Genomic DNA, 15,411 nt, shown 5'->3' on the forward strand with positions numbered 1-15,411 from the left:
CCCGCACATTCAATTTACTATTCCGATTCAGAAATCGACAATATGTCAAACAGTCTGTCCTTACTTGACTATTTTCTTCATCTTGAAAAGAGAGGTGAAGTATACTTCGACCATAAAATTGGTAGTGAATATTACTTTAAAACAGACCGTAATAAATTTTCTGTATCAGACAAGGGCTATTATGATTTTAAAACGGGCGAAGGTGGACAGATCATAAAAGCAGTAATGGAATTCGAGAAAGTAGATTGGAAAAGTGCGCTGGAATTTGCGAAAAACTTTAATCAAAATTTTATGCTGTACGAAAATAATTTTGAAAAGGAACAAACCAGTTTATTGAAGGATGAAAGCAAGTCTGCGAATATTCACATTACAAATTCATTCGTGCCCAACAATGAAATACTGATTTCCTATTTTGAAGGTCGTGGTATTTCAAAGCAGATTTTAGTGGATTACACAAAGCAAATTCATTACGAAATTGCAGGTAAGAATTATTTTGGAATCGGAATCGAAAATATATCTGGCGGATTTGAAATTCGAAATTCATTAATGAAGTCGAAGGTGGGGAAAAATAATATTTCAGAAATAATAGGTGAAAAAAATGAGGTGATCGTATTTGAAGGAATGACCGATATGTTATCCTTTGCGCAACTTTTGAAAATAAATAATCAAAAAAATAACAGAACACTGGTCACCCTTAATTCCATAACAAATCTTGAGAAATTTTTTAATAAATATACTAATTACAAAGGTAAAATGTTTCTTTGTCTGGACGGCGACAAAGCCGGAAATGAAGCGACAACAAAATTATTAAATTCGTTTAATGGCGACAACATTAAAGACATTCGAGCCTTATATAGAATTTCAGAAAATGGTCACAATGACTTGAATGAGTATTTGCAAAATAAGCTTGGACTTCACAATATAAATGCTAATTTAGTAGAACAAAACACAGTCTCAAATGAAAACTTTAAAATCCAATCGCAAAGAAAAGGTAGCGGAGAATTTAGCCAAGCTCTCGAATCCAAACAAACACGAGATAACTCCAGCGGACAAAGAGTGGGCAGCGAAAATGCTGGAAATGGATCTGCAGAATCAAAGTGGATCGATCTATCAGGAAGAAGAGTTAGAAAATCCGTTACAAATGCACAACGAGAAGATGCTTCGAAAAATGAAGGTAGAGAAACTCCCTTGGATGGAAAATTAATACAAATTTCCACAGAGTCGACAGAGTTAGACAAGTTAATAGAAAAATATAAAGGTCAAAAATTGACCAATGAACAAGTCGCAGAAGTAGTTTCTGCGGCTTGTTTCGTTTCTGAAACTGGCAAAATATTGATTAATGAAGCCGTAATCATTACAGATGAACTTAAAGATATTTGCAAACAGTTTAAGAGCGGAGGAACTGCCAAAGAAGGACGCGGAATTCTTGATGAATATTACACAGACCACAAAATTGTCGGGGTAGTTCGCAATTTAATATCAGATCAGTTTAAAAATAAAAAAGAAATATTTGTGTTAGAGCCAAGTGTTGGAACAGGAAATTTCATCAATGCCTCTGATGAATTAGCCATGAAATCTCACGTAAAAGGATTTGAAATAAACCCAACCACTGCGAAAATTGCAAAGATCTTTCATCCGGAAGCAGAAATCAATCTCCGATCTTTTGAAACAGAATTTATTGACGATAATGGAAACAAAAGAGGTCCAAATGATTATATCGAGAAGTATGATTTGGTCATTGGAAATCCTCCTTATGGAGAACACAGAGGTTTTTATAAAGGATTGGGGGAGGAAAGTAAAATCTCAAAATATGAGGATTATTTTATTAAACGTGGTCTAGATTCTTTGAAACAAGATGGAATTTTGGCAATGGTTGTTCCTTCCGGCTGGTTAAACCGTCAGAAAAAGTTGAATAATGCTGAATTATTAAGTGCTTTTCGTTTGCCAAGTGGTGCTTTTGCGGGTACACAGATTGGAACGGATATTATAATTCTTAAAAAGAACAGTCAATCTCCCGCTCAAAATCTTTCTGATTACTTCGATAAAAACCCACAAAATATCTTAGGGGAAATTAGAGAGAAAACCAATCGCTTCGGCCGTTCGGAGTTTTACGTTCATGGCAATTTGGACGATGCTATTGCTTTACTGAGTAATCTTCGAAATAAAAAAGAAGCGGTAAGAATTGGCAATCTTTTCGAGGATTTAGAAATTAATGTACATGATGTTGACAAGATCGTTCCGCTAATAAATATAATTCCTGAAATTTCGCAAAAAGATATTCGGGACAATTCTAAAATTGAAGATGAACTACTTAAAAAAACTGTTTTAGAAAAATTAGAGAAAGCCCTGTTAATACTAAATACCGTCAAGTTTAAATCCCCTTCTATTGTTGCACAAATTGAAAAATTCGCAAAGTGGAAAGTCCAAATATCTCATGAACCGGAGATTTTTTCAAATGAAAAATTAAGAGATCTTGGAGAGAAAGCAGATAAAATACTTCAATCAGAAACCATTAAAAATTTTGAATATGAATTTCAGTCACAGCCATTAATTAAAAAAGGTATTTTGAAATACCAATTTGCGAAAGAAGATCGTGTTGTAGATGCATCATTGCAAAACAGTTCAGACATTACTGAGGACCAAATAGCAGCATTTAAAGCCACTTCATATGATGGCACGATTAATAATCACTCTAGGCATTTTGAATACGCTAACTACCAAGACGGAAAATATGTTCATGATTTTTATTATGCAGAAGGAAATATTTATGAGAAATTAGACCAACTCGAAAAGGATTTTAAAGAAGATTGGGGAATTATGGGTCTCGAAAAGAAGTATTATGAAAAGCAAAAGGCACTTTTATTAAATGTACTTCCAAAACTGAAAAGTTTAGATGAGATCTCGATCAATCCAAATCATGAATTTGTACATAATTTTAAATTAGGAACTATAGAAAAAGAGCAGTATAATCATGAAAAAAGAGAGACTGAAACGGTAATTGTTGAATATAATCTTGCGGAAAAATTTAAAGATTTCGTTAGCCAACTTCCCAGCGATGCTTTCGCGGGGTCATCTTCTTGGGAAGTTCGAAGTTTTGTGGATAATGAAACGGTTACTGGAAGCGATAAAGAGCGAAACGCTCTAATTCGTGAAAGAAGAAAAACGGCCGCAAATGATTTGTTTTCAAAATTTATCAGAGAGGAATTGTCTGATGATTTAAGAGTTCGATTCGTTAAAGAGTTCAACAAAAATTACAATCATATTCACGTTCCGGATTATTCAAAATTTCCGCTGTTTTCCAAAATTCATCAAAACTTTAAGGGAACTGAACTACGATTAACAGAAGTTCAAAAATCTGGGATAGGAAGGCAGACTACAAAAGGAGTAGGGCTTTTGGCGCATGAAGTGGGTTTCGGGAAAACATTATCCGGGATTCTTTCCTTGCATGAAGCAATGCACAGAGGAAATTCAAAAAAACCATTGATAGTAGTTCCTAACGATAGTATCTTAAAACAGTGGGTAGAAACTATTTTTGAAACAATTCCCAATGCTAAAGTCAATGTTTTAGGCAATCTTGGAAAAGACTATGACTTGTCAAATTTTGATAATAAGGAGGGAGAAATCACTATTGTTACATATGAAGGATTTAACAATATTGGGTTTTCAAATGAAATTACTGAAGAGTTGTCGTCAAAATTCAATTACATTTCTGCCAATGAACTTAAAAGTGTAACCAACACAGAAAGAGAGTTACAGATTGAGCTGCAGAAAGAAAAAGAAATTGAAGGCAAAATGAAACGCGGAAAAATCTACGATTGGGAAGACTTTGGATTTGACCATTTGACTTACGACGAAGTTCACAATGCTAATCATATCGTGGGAAAAGTGAAAATTGAAGATCGGAGGTTTTCATCAGATTTCAGGAATCAAAATCAACAGACTTCTAAATTGGGAATCAATACTTGGATGGCCGCGCAATATATTCAGGATAAACAAAACGGAAGAAATGTAACGCTACTTTCCGCAACACCTTTTACCAATAAACCTTTAGAATATTATTCCATATTATCATTAATTGCCAACAAACGTTTGGAAGAATCTGGATATTTTAATGTGAATACGTTCTTCGAAACTTTTATGGAAGCGGATAATGATATGGAAATTGATGCAAAAGGTGATGTGAAATTTAAACCAAATGTGCGAAGATTTAAGAACAATCAGTTATTCCAGCAATTGCTTTCTGAATTTATTGATATAAAAGGAGAGGAAGATAATTTGGAATTAATTCGTCCGAATAAAATAAATAAAGAATACAAAATTGAGCAAAATGATTTGACGAAAGAGCAATATGAATTATTAAATCAAAATTTTGATGATGATGCGAAAGGAGCAATTCTGACTCATATTCTTAACGCGAGATTAATCGCGTTTTCACCTTATCTATCAATTTATTATGAAAGAGAAGAACCAACCTTGAATGAATTTATAGAAAATTCTCCAAAATTAAAAGAAACAATGAATCTGATTCGACAAAATAAAAAGGATCTTCCAGATTCTGGACAGATTATTTATTCCGAATTGGCAGTAGCGCAATTTCCAAAATTGAAAGAATACCTCATTAAAGAGGTGAATTATAAACCAGAAGAAATAGGAATTATAACTGGAGCAACAAGTAAGAAGCAACGAATTTCCATTCAAGATGATTTTAACGCTGGAAAAATTAAAATTGTTATCGGTAGCGAAGCCATTCAAGAAGGAATGAATCTCCAAGAAAATACAACCGACGTCTATTTACTTACTTTACCATACAACTTCACTTCACTTCGACAGATTGAAGGTCGCGCCTGGAGACAAGGAAACAGAAATGAAAACGTCCGTATCAACTTTATGTTAACCAACGACAGCATTGATGTTTTTATGTTGCAAAAATTGCAGGCAAAACAGGCGAGATATTTAGAAGCAATGAAAAAAGGAGCAGATGTTTTAGACATTTCGGATATCAGTACACAGGAACTTAAAACTTCAATCATCACCAATCCCGAAACAAGAGCGAAAATTGAAATAGAAATGCTGAAAAAAAAATTAGAAAGTGAAAAGAATAAATTTCTTGCAGATAGTGCTTTTGTTTTAAGAAAATATGAAGATTTTACAAAGGTACAGGGAGAAGTTACCAAAGCAGAAATTTCTTACAATAGAATCAAAGAGTACGCAGATAATACTTCCGACGGCAACTCGGAATATTGGGAAAACCAACTGCCATTTTACCAGAAAACCATTGATTTAGCCAAAGCAGAAGTACAAAATACAATTACCAATCTTGCATCTAAAGGTGTTAATGTGACTGAAATAGAAAAACAAACAAAAAGTACTGCGGATAATATTGCGATTATTGCAGCGAAAATAGAAGAATTGCCACTCACAAAAGATGCGCTTATTAAGCAATATCAGGAAGAAAAAGAATTACAGATGGAGAGGAGTGCCAATAAAGATCATGTGAAGGAAAGAGAATCAGAGAACAGAACCTTATTTGGAGACGCTCTTCCCCCCGGGTTAAACGATAAGGTAAAAGTAATGGTAAAGAATCCTGCTCTGGCTGTTGAGAGTTATAGATTTATTGGGAGAAGATAGGTAACGTGTTTAGATAGCAAAAAAAACACGTTAAAAATAGTATAATAATTATTATAATATGAATCCAAAGATTTCAAAAAGGCATTCAAAATACATATTGTATATCTTTCAGTTTTCTTTTAGCAACATTTTTTTTCTTGCTGAATTGGGGGGCAAGCAACACTTCCATAACTGCAATATACGCAACAATCACCTTCGTGTGGTTTTAAAACAGTTTTGCATTTTTCACACTTGTAAAAATATTGGCAAGCGTCTGTCGGCATTGTTTCTTCTTTTTGGTGTCCACAATTTGGGCAAGTGATTATTGATTTTAATATGGTTTCCATTTTAATTTTCTTTTTTGTTGGTTACAGAATATCCTGTTGAGTTAATTGCTTTTTCAATTTCGGTAATGTTTATTTTGGAATTGTCAAACTCTACGATTGCGTTTCCGTTTTCATATGATGCATTTGAATTTATAATTCCTTTCAATTTATTCACTTCGTGATTTACGTGTTCACCGCAACTGGTACAAGTCATTCCTCTAATTGAAAATTCCACTTTTTGAATATTGGATTTGTCAAAAACGATGATTTGCTTTTCCGTCTTTGGGTAGAAGATGCTCGAATAATATGGAACGGCAAGCATAACGATTGCAAATGCAGTAATAATTCCTAAAAACTTTTTTGACTGGATGAATTGTGGTTTTTCTTCTATGTCGCAATTGCAGTCAATTTGTTTTTTAGGTTTCAATTTTTGATACCAAGCAAATCCAAGCACCAAAATTGTCAAGCTAATAAAATATGGTCTGAATGGTTCAAGCCAAGAAAAAGATGATGCAAGTCCGCTTGTTCCTGCTATTAAAGCCAATACTGGTGTAATGCAACATAATGAAGCTGCAATAGCTGTCAAAAGTCCTGCTCCGATTAGTTTGTTGTCGGTTTTCATATTGTTTCTAAAATTTTGTTTTCGTCAAGTATTTTGAAAAATGGTTTCAACATTTTTTCATACTCTTTCGTCAACGAGTAAAAAATGGTTTGTGCTTCTCGTTCCGTTTCGATTAGTTTTCTGTCTTTGAGTTTTCGCAAATGTTGAGAAATTGCGGAAATTGTCATACCAAGAATGTCGCTGATGTCGCAAACACAAAGACGTTTTTCTTCATAAAGCAGAAACAGAATTTTCAGTCTTACGTTGTTACCCGCTAATTCAAGTCCGTTCGACAAATAGTCAAACGAGCCGCTGAGTTCCGAAACTCTGTCTTTACAACGGTTTATTTGTTTAATATCCGCTTGTTGTCGTATGCAAGAAATGTTATCCATAATGCAAAGGTATTCAATTTGTTTATTTAAGCAACTACTTAAATAAAAAAGTTCAAAAAAACCCGATTTATCTGTCGGGTTGTGTCATCATAACCTTACCACTAAGGTTCGGTATTTCTGTTGCTGTTTTTTTTATTTGCAATAAATATTAAACGATTTCCGATTATTCCATTTTACTTAAAAAACTAGTACATCAAATTAAACATCAAATTGTTCTTTAGGCTGTCCCACATTACACCCTTTTTCGTAAAATATTTGAGTGGACGAACTGCATTTTTTGAACCACATCGTGTGCTTGATGCTCACTTCATATAGCATGAAGTTTGTAAACATGCATCTCCAGACTTTTATAGATTGTATAAAAGATTATATAATTTGATTGACTTACTTGTATAACCCTGCCTGTCCAACATCAATTATTAGATTATAAATGCTCATTGTTGTAATATTTTTTCTTCAACCAGAAAGAAACCCGAACTAACAAGATCAGCACTGGAACTTCAACCAACGGTCCAATTACTCCCGCGAACGCTTGACCTGAATTGAGTCCGAAAACGGCGATCGCAACAGCTATGGCAAGTTCAAAATTATTGCCAGCGGCTGTAAATGAAACTGCCGCGTTTTGTTTATAATTGGCTCCTATGGCTTTGGTAGCAAAAAAGCTGATGATAAACATTAAACTAAAGTAAATAACCAACGGCACCGCGATAATTAAAACATCCATTGGGATTTCTACGATAAGTTCCCCTTTTAGCGAGAACATAATGACGATTGTGAATAGCAGTGCAATTAAAGTTAAGGGTGAGATGGCAGGAATAAATTTTTCGGAATACCATTTTTCTCCTTTTTGTTTAACTAAGATGAGCCGACTTACAATTCCAAGTAAAAAAGGTAATCCGAGATAAATTGCAACACTTTCTGCAACGGTGCCAATAGAAATATCAACTATCGCCCCTTCAAAACCGAAATAAGGAGGAAGCACCGTAATAAAAATCCATGCATAAAAACTATACGCAAAGACTTGAAAAATACTGTTAAGTGCCACCAAACCGGCGCCATATTCGCTATCGCCTTCTGCCAGATCATTCCAAACTAAGACCATTGCCACGCATCGTGCCAGTCCGATTAAAATAACTCCTACCATATATTCGGGATAATCACGTAAAAACGTAATGGCCAATACAAACATTAAAATCGGACCGATGATCCAGTTCAAAAGCAGTGAAGTAGAAAGGATTTTTGTGTTTTTAAAAACTTTCGGAAGCAACGCATAATTCACTTTTGCCAAAGGCGGATACATCATAACAATCAATCCAATCGCGATTGGAATATTAGTGGTCCCTCTGCTGAAAGAGTTGATCATACTTGGAAAAGATGGAAAAAAATATCCAATTCCAACACCAATAACCATCGCGGTAAATATCCAAAGAGTCAAATAACTATTGAGAAAACTTAGTTTTTTTGTTGCCATTTTTTAAGCGTTTATTTTAGAGAATACATAAAATAGTTCGGTTGCAATTTGCATACTTCTTTCCTGATATTTTTCTTCTTGTTGAGGCGTGTTATCTGCTACTTTTGGATCTTCATACATGATCGGAATCCGTATATCGGCACCAAAAACAATCGGACATGCTTCATTGGCTGAATCACAAGTCATGATTGCTGCAAAACCAGATTTTGGATTGAAATCGTGGTCTAGTTTCTTTGAAAACCCAATAATTGGATGTTCGTTCGCAGAAAATTTAATGCTATAAACTGGATTTTGATTTTTTGAAATCATCTGGATCTGGAATCCTGCTTTTTCAAGAGTGTCTATAACCGTCGGGAAGATTGCCGTAGCTTCTGTTCCGCCGGAATAGCAAAAAACGTTATCGATCTGGAAATAGCGCGCCATGGTTTGTGCCCAAACTTGAGATAGATGACTTCGCCGTGAATTGTGCGTGCAGATAAAGTTAATTCTGAGTTCCTGATTAGTTAAAACCTTCCCTTGAATAAAATCAATTAAGGGTTGCAAAACGACTTGGCGATCGGCTGAAATTGTTCTTGGTTCTATCGTCTGAATTACTTCTTCTATCCTTGAAAATAATGCTGGTTTTGTAGTATTCATCTCTATAATTTAATTTTAGCAGCAACCACCACCTGGCGTACAAGTTGACGCATTGTTTAATTCCGATAGTACCAACTTGGATTTTTCTGCTGGGATTCCGCATTTGTCTTTTGCTAAACAATCTGTTTGTTTATTGGTCAATAAGAAGTTTTTTCCGTCAAAGTCTAATCCGAATTTCCCTATCGTGTCAGCTTGATACTCAACTTCTATTTCCAAATCGCCAATGTTCAAAGTCTTCTCGGAAAGCTCGATGATGTTCAATAATTTTTCTGGTTGCAATCTGTGGTCATAATCATTTTCATTCCATAATTGCAAATTCACCACTTCTTCATATCTAACTATTCCCCCACAATCAATGAAGTTTTTGGTGATTTTTCCGATTTCAGTCACGTGGAAGTGACTAGGCACTAATTCTCCGTTGGGCAATTGAAAAGCGATGGTTTCCAATTTATTCAATTTGCTCTTAATTTCTGAAAGTTTCATTTTATATTGATTTTATGATTGATTTACTATATAATTTAACAACAATCCGCATTAGGAATATTTTGATCTAAAAATCCGTGCAGTAATTTTTTCATTTTACTCCAATTTTCTTTGTCAATACAATAGCAGACTTTTACGCCTTCTACTGTTCCTTTGATTAATCCTGTGTTTTTCAACTCCTTTAAGTGTTGGGAAATGGTTGGTTGTGCTAAACCAATCTCTTCTGATAAATCCCCGCAGTAGCAGGCATCTATTTTAAATAACTGTTGTAGAATAGCCACTCTCGCAGGATGTCCGAAGACTTTTGCGAATAGTGCGATTTCATTTTGATCTTCAGTGTACATATGTATTACTTATTTATTGTTTAATCGCAATATTACGATAAATAAATCAATTCCTATAAATTTCAAGGTGTAATTATTTTCTTTTGTTTAATTGGAGAATGAGGAGTGTCTTCTGAGGAAACTTTTTGACAGTTATAAAAGAAAAAATCAGGAACGTTTAGTCCCTGATTTAGTCCCTAATAATCGTAAAGTACTGATTAACAGTAGTTGTTTGTAGACCCACAGGGATTCGAACCCCAGATGACTGAACCAAAATCAGTAGTGTTACCGCTACACCATGGGTCTGTTTCTGTTTTGAGTGGTGCAAATTTAATAATATTTTTTAGTTAGGCAAAAAATTATGGTCAAAAAAGCCTTATTTTAAATATTTGAGTTAAAAGTGATTTCACCCATTTTTTGTTTTTTGGGGAATTCGGTTATGCAGGGAATGATTAAATGCGTATTTTTGAAGAAATAATATAAAGAAATGAGCAGTATAGAAGATAAGAAAAAAGCACTTGCTCTGGTGCTTGACAAACTTGATAAAACCTACGGAAAAGGAACTGTAATGACTTTGGGAGATGATTCGGTGGATACTTCAATAGAGGTGATTCCATCGGGCTCGCTCGGTTTGGACTTGGCTTTGGGAGTAGGGGGTTATCCAAAAGGAAGGGTGATTGAAATTTACGGTCCGGAATCTTCCGGGAAAACTACCCTGACTTTGCACGCGATTGCAGAAGCGCAAAAAATGGGAGGAATCGCAGCATTTATCGATGCAGAACATGCTTTCGACAGACATTATGCCGCCAAATTGGGAATTAATCTGGACGACCTGATTATTTCGCAACCCGATAATGGCGAACAGGCATTGGAAATCGCAGACAACCTGATCCGTTCCGGAGCAATTGATATTGTGGTAATCGACTCGGTTGCCGCACTGACTCCGAAAGCGGAAATCGAAGGCGAAATGGGGGATTCCAAAATGGGACTTCATGCAAGGTTGATGTCGCAGGCTTTGAGAAAATTAACCGCCACCATTTCACGAACAAAATGTACCGTAATTTTCATCAACCAATTGAGGGAAAAAATCGGCGTGATGTTTGGAAATCCTGAAACCACCACTGGTGGAAATGCGCTTAAATTCTATGCGTCGGTGAGAATTGACATCAGAAAAGCCAGCGCACCGATTAAATCTGGGGATGAAGCTGTTGGAAGCCGCGTGAAGGTAAAAATCGTGAAGAACAAAGTCGCTCCACCTTTTAAAATGGCCGAATTCGACATTATGTATGGTGAAGGAGTTTCCAAAGTGGGTGAAATCCTGGATACCGCAGTGGACATGGGAATTGTGAAAAAGAGCGGTTCATGGTTCAGCTATGAAGACACGAAACTTGGACAAGGTCGTGACGCTGTGAAAGATATGTTGAAAGACAATCCGGATCTGGCAGATGAGTTGGAAGAGAAAATCAAACAACAAATTCACGAATCGAAATAAATGTAAACGGCCGCGAAAAGCGGTCGTTTTTAGTTAATTAGCGTTGTTAGCGCTTGAAGCGCTAACAACGCTCACCATTTTTACCGCAACTCCAGTAGCGGGTCCCAAAAAATTTTCCTGAAATCCCGAATCTTTTTATCTTTTACCATCACTCCTTCCTTGCCGAGTTTTTCCACAAAATCCCGAAGACAGCTTGCCGTGATGTGGCCGGAAGCATTACATACCCGATGCGCCGGAACATCGTCCGCGCAATCTCCTAATACATTTCCCACATGTCTTGCATGATTTGGAAAGCCGACTGCTTTTGCAATCGTCCCATAACTCGTCACTCTTCCTGGGGGAATCAGGCGGATGATTTCATAAACCTGTTTTTTGAAGAGTTCGTCCATATTTCAAAGGTAGGATTTTTGGTTGAAGGAAGCGGAGCTTGTCAAAAAAATATCGGGGGTTCGCAAAAGTGATTTTGCAGCAGTTGGCGGTGAAAGAAAGACGGAAATTTGTTCTTAGCCCCGATCGAAGAGGAAATCCTTTTTTGTTTTTGGTGTGTGTGTAGGAACGTGCCATGAGGTGCGTTTCATGGTGGGGCAAAACAAAAAAGATTGCAACCCTGCCTTTCGGTGGACAGGGGAGAGCGGGACCGCATGTGTAAGAAAATTCCCACCTTGTTGCTCCAAAAAAAATCGCCCCCAATTCTGGAGACGATTTCGTTTTCGTACTTCGTACTTCGCAATTCGTACTTTCTAAGAATTCTCTAAAATATACTGGAACATCAGTGGCGCACAAATCGTGGCATCACTTTCCACGATATATTTCGGGGTGTTGATGTCGAGTTTTCCCCAAGTGATTTTTTCGTTTGGAACCGCCCCGGAATAGGATCCGTAAGAAGTTGTGGAATCTGAAATCTGGCAGAAATACGACCAGAAAGGGATATCGTGCATTTCCAAATCCTGATAAAGCATCGGAACCACGCAGATTGGGAAATCACCGGCAATTCCACCACCAATTTGGAAGAAACCGACGCCTTTTCCGCCGGAATTTTTCGGATACCAATCGGCAAGGAAAGTCATGTATTCAATTCCGGATTTCATAGTGGATGGCTTCAAGTCCCCTTTGATACAGTAACTTGCGAAGATATTTCCCATCGTGGAATCTTCCCATCCTGGAACTACGATCGGCAGATTTTTTTCCGCCGCTGCGATCATCCAAGAGTTTTCTCGTGGAATTTCATGATATTGCTCCAATACGCCGGATAAGATCATTTTGTACATATATTCGTGAGGGAAGTATCTTTCTCCTTTATTGTCGGCATCTTTCCAGATTTCGTAAATGTGTTTCTGCAACCTTCGGAACGCTTCTTCTTCTGGGATGCAGGTATCGGTAACCCGGTTCAGTCCTTTTTCCAGCAATGCCCATTCTTCCTGTGGGGTCAAGTCACGGTAGTTGGGAACTCTTTGGTAATGGGAATGGGCAACCAAATTCATTAGGTCCTCTTCTAGGTTTGCACCGGTGCAGGAAATAATTGCGACTTTGTCCTGTCTGATCATTTCCGCTAAAATTTTTCCAAGTTCGGCAGTTGACATTGCTCCTGCCAATGAAATCAACATTTTTCCACCGTCTTTCAGATGGGCAACATATCCTTTGGAAGCATCCACTAAGGCTGCAGCGTTAAAATGGAGATAGTATTTTTCAATAAATTCTGTAATCGGTTTGTTCATTTTTCTAAGGTTTTGGCAAAGATAGGGAATTGCGATGGAAGCCGGAAGAAGGGAGCCGGAAGATAAAGGTCTTTGCCAAAAAGAAAGCCGTTTCATGGTTTGAAGCGGCTTTGCTTTAAGGCTAAATTATTTTTACGCAATCTGGATCCAAGGTTCCACTTTCATGATTTCTATGGTTCGTTCGCCATCTTTGAACGGCCACTTGATGATATCGCCTACTTTGTAACCTACTGCAGCGAGCGCGATATCTGATAGAATGCTGTATTTGTTCTTTTTGGGTTTTGCCTTCATGGACGAAACGAAAATATACTCTTGTTCGTCCTCTTTGGTATGGTCTTTTATGGTGACTTTTCGGTCCACAGTGACCACATCTTCCGGCAAGTTCCGGCGAAGAACCTGCTGTGCTGTTCTCAGTTCGGTATGAAGCCTGTTTTCTTCGTGAATACTTACTTTCTTTCGTCTAAGATGTTCTTTAATGGCATCGTAAACTCCGGTAGTTAATATGATCTTTTCTGACATTTTTGTAAATTTTTTAGGTTAAGGTTTGATTCGCCTCCAGAAATAATCCGCCTTTGGATTGTTGACCAAAGTCCTCCCTCCAATTTTGAAGCGATCAATAAGTACGATTGAATTTGAATTTTACCTGTCGCGGATCAGACAGGTTTTAGTTGACGAACTCTTTTGAATTTTTCAGGAAAGAGTCAGTATGCAGATAGTGCAGCGACCATGAAATTTGTGCGGCACATGAGGTTTGAAAAAAGAAATTAGTCCACTTCATTAAATCAATTTTCCCAAAGATAGTGATTAACTTTCTTTAAAGCAAATATTTAACGGTCTGGACGAAAACGCCGGCTTTCTTTTTTTTCTGAAAGCTTCTTTTTGTTCTCGATGCGTTTGGCGATTTGAGCTTTGGAAGGTTTTGTTGCTTTTCTGGATTTCGGCCTGATTAAAGATGTGTTGACGATTTCCAAAATTCTCTGGTTAGCGATTTTTTTGTTTTGGTACTGGGTCCTGCTTTCCGAAACTGAAAGTTGCAGAATTCCATCGGTGTTTATTCTGTTTTTTAGTTTTTTAGAAATCAATTCTTTCTCCTCGTCGCTGAAAAATCTGCTTTCTGAAACGTTCCATATTACAGTGACCGAAGTTTCCACCTTGTTCACATTTTGTCCGCCTGCACCGCTGCTCCGCGAGGTTTTATAAGTGAGTTCTGTGGAGAAATTTTTCATGATTTGGAATAGGGGGAATTCCCCTCATTTGGAGTGATGTCTTTGGAGGAGGAAGTTTGCGGTAGGTCAAATTTTTTTTTCAAAGCCAGTCGATCTATTTTTCCATTCGGAGTTCTTGGGAAGTTCTCGATGAAAATAGTTTCTTTGGGACGATGGTTTTTGGAAGGATACTTGACGAGCGATAACTGATCAATAACTTCCGGATTTTCAGTTCCTTCAATGATCAAGATCAATTTTTCGCCAAGTGATTCATTTTTAATTCCAATAAAAATGGTTTCGTTTGAAATTTGCTGCTTTACTAAACGCTCCAGTTCTTCCGGATAAATTTTTAACCCCCCGGAATTAATCACATGATCAATTCGCCCCAAAAATCTGAATTGTTTTTGATTTTTAAATTCAACTAAATCATTAGTTTTAAGGATTTGCGGATTTAGTTTTGGAGCAGATATCGTCAAACATCCCCGCTCGTCTTTTGAGATTTCCACATCATCCAAAATGGTGAAATAATCTTCAGCGGTTGGGAAAATTTCTTTTAAGGCAATGTGCGAAAGGGTTTCGCTCATTCCATAAGTTTCGAAGACTCTATTTTTTACAGATAAACAGCTTTTTTCAATTTCTTTTTTCAAATTTTCTGAAACCTGCGCTCCACCAATGATGAGGTTTTTGATAAGCTGGATTTTGTCTAATGAGTTTTCAACCTGTAGCGGCGACATTGCACAAAAATCAATCTGCGCATTAAGATTTTCTATTGGTTTTGAAGTGGGGTTTACTACATGTAGTTTCAGCTTTCTTTCAATCGAACGCACGATCATCATTTTGCCGGAAATATATTCCACGGGAAGGCAAAGCAGCGCAGAATCCCCATGATTGAGATTTAGAAAATCACAAGTCATTTTTGCGGAATGCAGCATTCGTTCTTTTTCTATGTGAAATTTTTTTGGTTTTCCTGTAGAACCTGACGTTTGTACCGAGACAGTTTTGGCAGCAGAAAACCACTCTTCCAAAAAGCGCATTACTTTTTCCTCAAATGCTGTTTCGGAAGAAAGTGATTCCAAAGCGATGTTTTTCGAAAAATCAAAAATCATTTGTCTTTATTAAAATTCCCTGATCATTTTGGTTATTTTCCTTCCTGGCTCTTT

14 protein-coding genes and 1 tRNA gene are annotated in these 15,411 nt (G+C 36.7%); 2 read left to right on the forward strand and 13 right to left on the reverse strand.

Annotation, left to right across the window (positions count from 1 at the left end):
• The first annotated feature begins 42 nt into the window (after positions 1–42).
• Positions 43–5,628: a helicase-related protein gene (locus ACM44_RS02060; RefSeq protein WP_048498571.1), complete on the forward strand. Its 5,586-nt coding sequence runs from the start codon at positions 43–45 to the stop codon at positions 5,626–5,628.
• Positions 5,629–5,747: 119 nt separating this feature from the next.
• Here ACM44_RS02060 and ACM44_RS15660 read toward each other — a convergent pair whose 3' ends face one another.
• The 8 genes from ACM44_RS15660 to ACM44_RS02095 form a co-directional block, all read right to left on the reverse strand.
• Positions 5,748–5,954: a GDCCVxC domain-containing (seleno)protein gene (locus tag ACM44_RS15660; RefSeq protein WP_083993621.1), complete on the reverse strand. Its 207-nt coding sequence runs from the start codon at positions 5,952–5,954 to the stop codon at positions 5,748–5,750.
• Between the two features lies 1 nt (position 5,955).
• On the reverse strand, positions 5,956–6,555 hold the full coding sequence (gene merTP / locus ACM44_RS02065; protein WP_027376105.1) for a mercuric transport protein MerTP: 600 nt from the start codon (positions 6,553–6,555) through the stop codon (positions 5,956–5,958).
• The gene (locus ACM44_RS02070) at positions 6,552–6,926 is read right to left on the reverse strand and encodes an ArsR/SmtB family transcription factor (RefSeq protein ID WP_027376106.1); all 375 of its coding nucleotides are present in this window, start codon (positions 6,924–6,926) and stop codon (positions 6,552–6,554) included. Before ACM44_RS02070 ends, merTP begins: the two co-directional genes overlap by 4 nt.
• 424 nt (positions 6,927–7,350) lie before the next feature.
• Positions 7,351–8,397: an ACR3 family arsenite efflux transporter gene (gene arsB / locus ACM44_RS02075; RefSeq protein ID WP_027376107.1), complete on the reverse strand. Its 1,047-nt coding sequence runs from the start codon at positions 8,395–8,397 to the stop codon at positions 7,351–7,353.
• Between the two features lie 3 nt (positions 8,398–8,400).
• Positions 8,401–9,033 (reverse strand): low molecular weight phosphatase family protein, encoded by a 633-nt coding sequence (locus ACM44_RS02080; protein WP_048498456.1) that lies wholly within the window; start codon positions 9,031–9,033, stop codon positions 8,401–8,403.
• Between the two features lie 15 nt (positions 9,034–9,048).
• Complete coding sequence (locus ACM44_RS02085) at positions 9,049–9,516, reverse strand: DUF6428 family protein (RefSeq protein ID WP_027376109.1); 468 nt, start codon at positions 9,514–9,516, stop codon at positions 9,049–9,051.
• A gap of 35 nt (positions 9,517–9,551) precedes the next feature.
• On the reverse strand, positions 9,552–9,860 hold the full coding sequence (locus tag ACM44_RS02090; protein WP_027376110.1) for an ArsR/SmtB family transcription factor: 309 nt from the start codon (positions 9,858–9,860) through the stop codon (positions 9,552–9,554).
• 214 nt (positions 9,861–10,074) lie between these two features.
• A tRNA-Gln gene (locus ACM44_RS02095) sits at positions 10,075–10,145 on the reverse strand.
• Between the two features lie 181 nt (positions 10,146–10,326).
• Here ACM44_RS02095 and recA point away from each other — a divergent pair.
• The gene (gene recA / locus ACM44_RS02100; RefSeq protein ID WP_048498457.1) at positions 10,327–11,331 is read left to right on the forward strand and encodes a recombinase RecA; all 1,005 of its coding nucleotides are present in this window, start codon (positions 10,327–10,329) and stop codon (positions 11,329–11,331) included.
• An 80-nt stretch (positions 11,332–11,411) separates the two neighbouring features.
• Here recA and ACM44_RS02105 read toward each other — a convergent pair whose 3' ends face one another.
• From ACM44_RS02105 to ACM44_RS02125, 5 genes are all read right to left on the reverse strand, one after another.
• Positions 11,412–11,720, reverse strand: coding sequence for an MGMT family protein (locus tag ACM44_RS02105; protein ID WP_048498458.1), 309 nt, complete (start codon positions 11,718–11,720; stop codon positions 11,412–11,414).
• Between the two features lie 351 nt (positions 11,721–12,071).
• Positions 12,072–13,046, reverse strand: a complete 975-nt coding sequence (locus ACM44_RS02110; RefSeq protein ID WP_048498572.1) for a deoxyhypusine synthase family protein — start codon at positions 13,044–13,046, stop codon at positions 12,072–12,074.
• A gap of 132 nt (positions 13,047–13,178) precedes the next feature.
• On the reverse strand, positions 13,179–13,565 hold the full coding sequence (locus ACM44_RS02115; RefSeq protein ID WP_048498459.1) for a GreA/GreB family elongation factor: 387 nt from the start codon (positions 13,563–13,565) through the stop codon (positions 13,179–13,181).
• 308 nt (positions 13,566–13,873) lie between these two features.
• Complete coding sequence (arfB, locus tag ACM44_RS02120) at positions 13,874–14,272, reverse strand: alternative ribosome rescue aminoacyl-tRNA hydrolase ArfB (RefSeq protein WP_048498460.1); 399 nt, start codon at positions 14,270–14,272, stop codon at positions 13,874–13,876.
• Positions 14,269–15,357 (reverse strand): AMP-binding protein, encoded by a 1,089-nt coding sequence (locus ACM44_RS02125; protein ID WP_083993622.1) that lies wholly within the window; start codon positions 15,355–15,357, stop codon positions 14,269–14,271. Before ACM44_RS02125 ends, arfB begins: the two co-directional genes overlap by 4 nt.
• Between the last annotated feature and the right edge of the window lie 54 nt (positions 15,358–15,411).

The organism is Chryseobacterium koreense CCUG 49689 (genome assembly GCF_001045435.1).
GTDB lineage: Bacteria > Bacteroidota > Bacteroidia > Flavobacteriales > Weeksellaceae > Kaistella > Kaistella koreensis.